Annotated in this window: 8 protein-coding genes; 1 reads left to right on the plus strand and 7 read right to left on the minus strand. The window is 32.8% G+C overall.

The features are described from left to right. Nucleotides 1-33: 33 nt before the first annotated feature. From HE1_RS09195 to HE1_RS05860, 6 genes are all read right to left on the minus strand, one after another. On the minus strand, nt 34-174 hold the full coding sequence (locus HE1_RS09195) for a hypothetical protein (RefSeq protein WP_162531308.1): 141 nt from the start codon (nt 172-174) through the stop codon (nt 34-36). Nucleotides 175-717: 543 nt separating this feature from the next. Further along, a complete protein-coding gene (locus HE1_RS05840) occupies nt 718-900 on the minus strand; it encodes a hypothetical protein (RefSeq protein WP_035545688.1) in 183 nt (60 codons plus the stop codon). Further along, a complete protein-coding gene (locus tag HE1_RS05845; RefSeq protein WP_162531309.1) occupies nt 881-1,579 on the minus strand; it encodes a hypothetical protein in 699 nt (232 codons plus the stop codon). The genes HE1_RS05840 and HE1_RS05845 overlap by 20 nt, the downstream gene beginning before the upstream one ends. After that, on the minus strand, nt 1,516-2,184 hold the full coding sequence (locus HE1_RS05850) for a hypothetical protein (RefSeq protein ID WP_035545694.1): 669 nt from the start codon (nt 2,182-2,184) through the stop codon (nt 1,516-1,518). The genes HE1_RS05845 and HE1_RS05850 overlap by 64 nt, the downstream gene beginning before the upstream one ends. Before the next feature lie 32 nt (nt 2,185-2,216). Further along, on the minus strand, nt 2,217-2,471 hold the full coding sequence (locus HE1_RS05855; RefSeq protein WP_035545696.1) for a hypothetical protein: 255 nt from the start codon (nt 2,469-2,471) through the stop codon (nt 2,217-2,219). 602 nt (nt 2,472-3,073) lie between these two features. After that, nucleotides 3,074-3,286: a hypothetical protein gene (locus HE1_RS05860; protein ID WP_035545699.1), complete on the minus strand. Its 213-nt coding sequence runs from the start codon at nt 3,284-3,286 to the stop codon at nt 3,074-3,076. Nucleotides 3,287-3,626: 340 nt separating this feature from the next. Here HE1_RS05860 and HE1_RS05865 point away from each other — a divergent pair, with 340 nt between their 5' ends. Further along, nucleotides 3,627-5,012, plus strand: a complete 1,386-nt coding sequence (locus tag HE1_RS05865; RefSeq protein WP_035545702.1) for a hypothetical protein — start codon at nt 3,627-3,629, stop codon at nt 5,010-5,012. 528 nt (nt 5,013-5,540) lie between these two features. Here HE1_RS05865 and HE1_RS05870 read toward each other — a convergent pair. Next, nucleotides 5,541-6,406 (minus strand): lytic transglycosylase domain-containing protein (locus HE1_RS05870; RefSeq protein WP_162480457.1); only part of this gene is annotated, 866 nt, incomplete at its 5' end.

Genomic DNA, 6,406 nt, shown 5'->3' on the forward strand with positions numbered 1-6,406 from the left:
GCATTATTTGCTCTCCCAGCCCTAACTTGAACCTCATCGAAGAATGAACATGTGCGCAATACTCGAGTTTTCGTCTCTGCCAAAGAGTTTTGCAATAGTATACTGCATTTTTTCTACCAAACCCGAGACAACATCGCCATGGATCTTGTCGATCGCGCCAATGACAATTTTCAACGCATTAGTCCAACACTTTCAGTTTGATTTGGTATGTTAGGAGAATGCGAATGAAAAATTCCTTAAATAACCGTAAACTGAGAAACTTTTCGGTGAAAAATCTGTGAAAAGGTATTTTCTTTTTATCTGAGAGCACTAGGCTGTGTGCTCAATCAAGCCAAAGGAAAAATTCTTCCAAGAGATTCCTGTGCGACAGCGATAAGAAAGCCTAATAGGCGACTTTCTTTGGCTGCATTTACCTTGTTTTTCAAGAATAAGATTTTTATCCTATCCCACTGATCATATCGCAGCGCATTCTCAAAAATTTAGGACGGGCCTTAGACGCGTAAATCACCACTAACCGAAAAGTAATCACATAAATACCAAACCCAAATCATTTTTTTGAAAAGAAACATAACACCTTTATCTGAATAATTTTGTTTTTCTTAAAAAACGATCGCCCTTATCTGGAACTTTTAATAGCCTTTAAGGGCGCTTTATTAAAATCTATACTCGCTATTTAATCTTTTTTTCAAAAACTCACTTATCGCAGAGACTTTGAATTTAATGAGAGCGAAAGCTCAATCGTCTTAACACCTCTGCAGATACAGGGGTGTGCGAACGTACCGCGCTTTTCTTTAAGTCATAAAGATCACTCTTACTAAGGTGGGGAACCTCTTTTTTAAAATTTAAAGCTTCTAAAACTTTTTTGTTGAGATCAAAATTCTTAGAAAGTAAAACTACCATCTCTTAAGAAATCAACAAAATTAACCCCACTAAGCCTACTGACTCTTTTCCTTATATTGATAGATTGGGCAGCATAGTTAGCGGAATTAAAATTTCTTGCAGTTACTATTTCGGTTAACAAACAGCAAAGACTGCCATCATCAAACTCTTCTACTATTCTTTTCAAGTTTAGGCGACTTAAAGCTCTTAAAGATAAAGGACTGCTCGATTTCATAGTCTCTCGAATTAATGAATCGAGACACGAACTCCCAAGATGATACTGAATTTTTTGAAAATTCATCGCATCTAAAACTCTCTTTCCAAGATCTACATTTGTCGAGCTCAAGGCGTTTTCTAATAATCTAGGAAAATAATACTCTTCTAATGCGTTTATCCTTTTTTCGAGATTTACGGATTGAAAAACGAGATCAAAAAAATCGGAATTTCCCGAAGTTAGAAATCCTCTCAGTAAAAAATCAAAATGAGCATCATCAAGATTAGGGACTATTTTTTTTAAATTCGTGGTCTTCAAAATTTGTTTAACGAGATCAGAATTATTTGACGATAAAACCTTTCTCATAAAATCAGCAAAACCATAATTGTAACCGCCAAAACTGTCTACAATTTTTTTTAGATCTATAGCTTGAAAAGCTTCCTTAGCAAGCTCAAAATTTTGTGCATGAAGGATGGTAGATACCAAAAAGAACAATCGATCCCCTCTAGCTTATCTGCTACTTTTTTTAAATCTATACTTTGTAAAGCTTTTTTTGCAAGAGAAACATTTTTTGAACGCAAGATAGAACGTATCAAATCCATAAAATCTTCATTACTGAAAGTAAGTTTTGATCCCTGGAAACTTGAATAAGAAACGGCCGTTCTTGTGCCATCATCAATTAAGTACATCTCTTCAGCGCTTTCAGCGTTGTTGTTACGAGCTAAAGTCTGAAAAAGCTTTTTGGTAATACTATGTTGTTTCAAAGTGGATGAAAAATCTTTTACTCTTTTTTCTAAATCACAAGCTTGAAAAACTTTATCGGAAAAATTAGCTTCTTGCGAAGATAATACAAAATCTAAAAAATCAACAAAATCAGGCCCAGAAAATTCACTGATTTTTTCCTTCAAATTTGCTGTCTTCAGAACTTCCTTAGCGCAATCGGAATTTTTTGAAAGCATAATACTGCGCATAAAAGAAAAAAAATCGTTATACTTAAATTTTTTACCTTTCTTGAGTTTACTGAACACAAAAACTGTATCTAGAAAATTTTTAGCAAGCAAAAAATTATCTGAAAACAAAATTTCACTCATTAAATACACAAAGATTATGATCGCTAAGATTTTTAATTTTTTTCTTTGAATTCTGAATCTAGTAATATATTATCAGAAAGATTCGAATTGCCCGAAGATAAAATCTCTTTTGCCATACGGACTGTCTTATACCCTTCAATTTCTTTTTTATTTTCTTCAAACAAATGTTGATTTTTTTTTAGATCTTTCATACAAAATCCAGACAAGGGAAGGCATTGATTTATACTCCCTACAAAAAAATGTAAAAAAATATTTTCTTCATAATTTAATCCTTTATTAATGTCCATAATGTGTATTATAAAAATAGATGAAAATGTTGTCAATATCAAGTAAATAAAAAATTAATATGAATTTTTATATGAAACTTTTAACCAAAGAGAGCATGATTGATTTTCAAAGTATTTTCAAAGTTTTATTAACGTGAAGTGCCACAGAAATACGCAGTGTTCCCTCTAGCATTTCAAGTTATCGTGTGTTTGCAAGAGTTTTTCGACGAAATTTTGCAAAACAATAGAGGTGTGGAGCGTTATTTTGTTCAATGAAAAACGTTTTATCTTTTCCCTGAAAGAGGCGGGGGCTTGGAATAATTTTATTAAAACTTGCTTAACGACCTGAGCAATAAAATTAAATTTTCCATTTTTTTAATCGTTCAAAAAGTCGTTTGAATGTTTGATTCGAGTGATTACAAAATTTTCAATCGATAAGCTGTTTTCCAGCACGATCATAGGATTTAGAAATTCAAGCTTTAGAAATCTAAGCTTTAAAAATCCAAATTTTTGCTTCTTTTTTTAAATAATGCCAAAATTCATCGATTTTCTTGACAATACCTTTGTCTTCTGGGGATGGCTCAACTTTTGCGCATAGCTTTGATTATAAGGTGCCAGCCCCCTTAAAAACAGCTGTCGTGCTGAAACAAAAACTCTGAGCAATTCGGTTCATTGAAAGGTCGCTTACGTATAAAACGAGGGCTTGGAGCTTGTTTTTCTCGGGCACCCCCGAGTTTACATGAAATTTTTTCTATATTTTTTACATTTGTACCGCTTCCCTCCTCGAACAAAACCGCTTTTAAAGCACTCCGAACATTCTCAAAATTTACATACAATCATTTTTAGAGACTTTTAAAAGACTTCCTTTACCAATTCTAACAAAAAATATCTTTAGTTAAAAACTTCAAAAAAATCTTGATAATACAAATAGATATTCCCCTACCATATCATCTAAAATATTAAATCAGTAATCAAATATATAAAAAATTTATTTTTTTATTTTATCATAATAAGGAATATTCTAACATCAATTAAAATGAAAAAATATTTTTATTTGTTTTTCTTTTAAGTTCTTGTGCACATGCTGATGAATACAATATTAATCTTTGGATGAGAGAAATACAAGGAAACATCGCCGACTCATTTTTCAATGAAAAACTCTTTTCCCTAAAATCAGTGGGACCGTCCCTCCTAAAAAACTATAAAGATATCGATTCCGATGTTGATTATGTAAAAAAAAGATTAAACCATGTGTATAGTGTCTTGATTGGCGCAAAAAATTTTTTAAGTGGTATAGTTGAAAACTCAGAAAAATTACCTCAAGAAGTTCTGAAATCCATAACCTTCGAAGAAACAAAAAAATTTAAAGAATCTTTCGTTGCAGATCTGAAAAAAGCAATCGGCAGTACAGACGTTACTAGATCGCTTGTTAAATATCCAACCGAAGAAGAGCTTAATAAGGCAATTGCTAGTGGTGTGTATCCAAGCGAGGAAGAGTTTAAAGAGGCAACTGAATTATCTAAACAAAAAGTTGTCGATTTTTCTAAATTTGAGGAAATTTTTTCTGAAACAGTCAAAACTCGAATTTTTTCTTTAGGGAGCCAAAGCTTAAAAGGTCGAAATTCTTCAGACAGAAAAACTACACAAAATTTTGCTCCTGAAGATTCTTCATCTAAAAATCCATCCCCTTTTGATACGCAAAAGCCTTTCCGATTTAAGACAGCAGGATATCCAAATGCTTCTTCTGGAAGTTTTTCCCCTTTTAATACGCAACCGCTTCCCCGATTTAAGACAGTATCCAATTTTGGTACGCTAAAACCTTCCTTTAATGCTCCAGCACAATTCAACACGGGATCTAAGCAAAATTTTAATATGAATTCCAATCCAATAAAACCTCTCGTCTCTTCTCTTATCAAGAATATAGACCGATTTATACCTCAGATTAAAGCTTATGAAGGTATGAATGAGGTCGCTCAATTTGTTTCAAGGGTATCAGACCAAGTGTTATTAGGAAATAAATCTAATCAAGCAAAAGCTCCTGACTTGTCTGAGTACCAAAAAAGTGAGGATGTTGCCAAAATTTTAAACCATCAAATACAGTCGCTAAAAGTTAGTTTTGAAGACCTTAAAAAATTTATTTTGAAAAAACAAAGAAATTTTGAAAATGATAAACATCATACGGCTTCAAGTTTTTTAAATTTTATCGCTCCAGAATTTAAATCCGAATTAAAAAATGGAAGCATAACTTTTTCTAGTGAAAAATTTAACCTGTTGAAAAAACAAATTTTCGAAGTTTTGTTTTGTGTCTGCACAAACTCTGTTCAACAACTTTCTGATCCCATCATTAAAGACAATAAAGGAAACGCTCAGCAATCTTTGGATGTTTTCGGAAAAGCCTCAGATTGTTTAGATGACTGGAATAGCCATTCTGGAGAGGGTGAAGGCAGTAAAATTACTTTTGATCAATATCTTTTTGACTATACATCTGAGTCCCAAAGAAAGCAACTAGTTGATTTGGTCGAAGAGATTCAAAAAATAACAATGAGTGCTTTGGAAAAATAAAAAAGCATCCTATAAATTTTTATTTATAAAATTGTTATAAAAATGGATTAAAGTCACTAAAAAAGAATCAGTTTTATTTTCTCTTTTTCCTTAGACTTTTTTCCATTTTTGCTCTATCAACACAAAGTTTAAATTAGGAGTATAGCAAAGATCAGAAGAAAATTAAAGGGAAAAACTTGCTCGAATCTCTAAAAGACAAGATAATTAATAGGTCTGTAGAGGGAATAATAACTTTTTACTCCCATAGCCACCAGAAAATATCGCTAAAAAAACTCTTGACCGCTACAAAACGATAGATTAGGCTCTGTATCAAATGTTTTGATGAAATTCACCGTGGTTAGGGAAAATTTTTTTACTATTTAAATCTCAACTTAATTTTCACAAAAAAGATTTTTCTAAATGTACGTCCAAAAAGAACGATAGTTCGGAAAACGCTATCCGGCAGTTGCCATTAAAAATCTAAAACAACCAACATCCACAAAAACTTTGATAGGGATTATTAAATTCTGCTTCCCTAAGCGTTACATTTTATAACGCTAAAAGTTTCTCCATATCATGGTACTTTAAAGCACGCCCCTGCATCCAGCGATACACACAATAAAACGAAAGAATTTTACAGACATATTGACGAGTTTCTTCATAAGGAATACGCTCAATCCATAAACACGTGCGTAACATAACGTCGTTCTCGTAAACTGGATATAAAGTTTTGTACCACTCTTTTAACTTCCTGGATCCCACGTTGTAACTAGCAATACTTAATACGTAATTTTGTCGATGTGACGCTAATTTTTCCTTTATTTCTTCAATTCCCAAGCTCATTCCATAAGTAAACTCTTTCATTCGTCTTAAATTATAGGGAAGCCCAGCTTTTTTAGCATATTTAGCAATATCAAACGGCATAATCTGCATGACACCTAATGCTCCCTTAGAACTAACAACATAGGGAGAAAAACACGTCTCTCCCAGAGCAATAGACCATATTAAAGCAGGATCAGGAAAAGGTCTTGGAAGCGCGCACGTAGGATAAGCAATAGGAAAAACATATTTTGCTCTATGCGCTGAGAGTTTTCGCGCCAAATAAATAGCTTCTGAAGGAAATTGTTTGTGTAAAATGTTAACAAAAGTCCAGCACTCCTGGATAGAGCTGAAGTGATCAATTAGGTCATCCAACAAACAGTTTACCAAGGATACGTTATTAACAGGAAGTTTCTGATTTTCCTTATCTTTTAAAATATTTAACAAACTTTCAATTACACGAGACTTTCCAAAAGATGAAGGAGAGGTAAACTTCATGACTAATGTTCGCTTTAATCTTGTCAGCGCCATTTGGCCGTTAAACAAAAAGGGATATTTTGCTGCTTCTTCAAAATACGTACGAGATTTTTGCACGT

It is taken from the genome of Holospora elegans E1, assembly GCF_000648275.1.
Lineage (GTDB): Bacteria > Pseudomonadota > Alphaproteobacteria > Holosporales > Holosporaceae > Holospora > Holospora undulata_A.

Coding starts and splice junctions, on each gene's coding strand:
- HE1_RS05840 (WP_035545688.1), bottom strand. CDS start 900: ATGGTAGTTTTACTTTCTAAGAATTTTGATCTCAACAAAAAAGTTTTA.
- HE1_RS05850 (WP_035545694.1), bottom strand. CDS start 2,184: ATGAGTGAAATTTTGTTTTCAGATAATTTTTTGCTTGCTAAAAATTTT.
- HE1_RS05855 (WP_035545696.1), bottom strand. CDS start 2,471: ATGGACATTAATAAAGGATTAAATTATGAAGAAAATATTTTTTTACAT.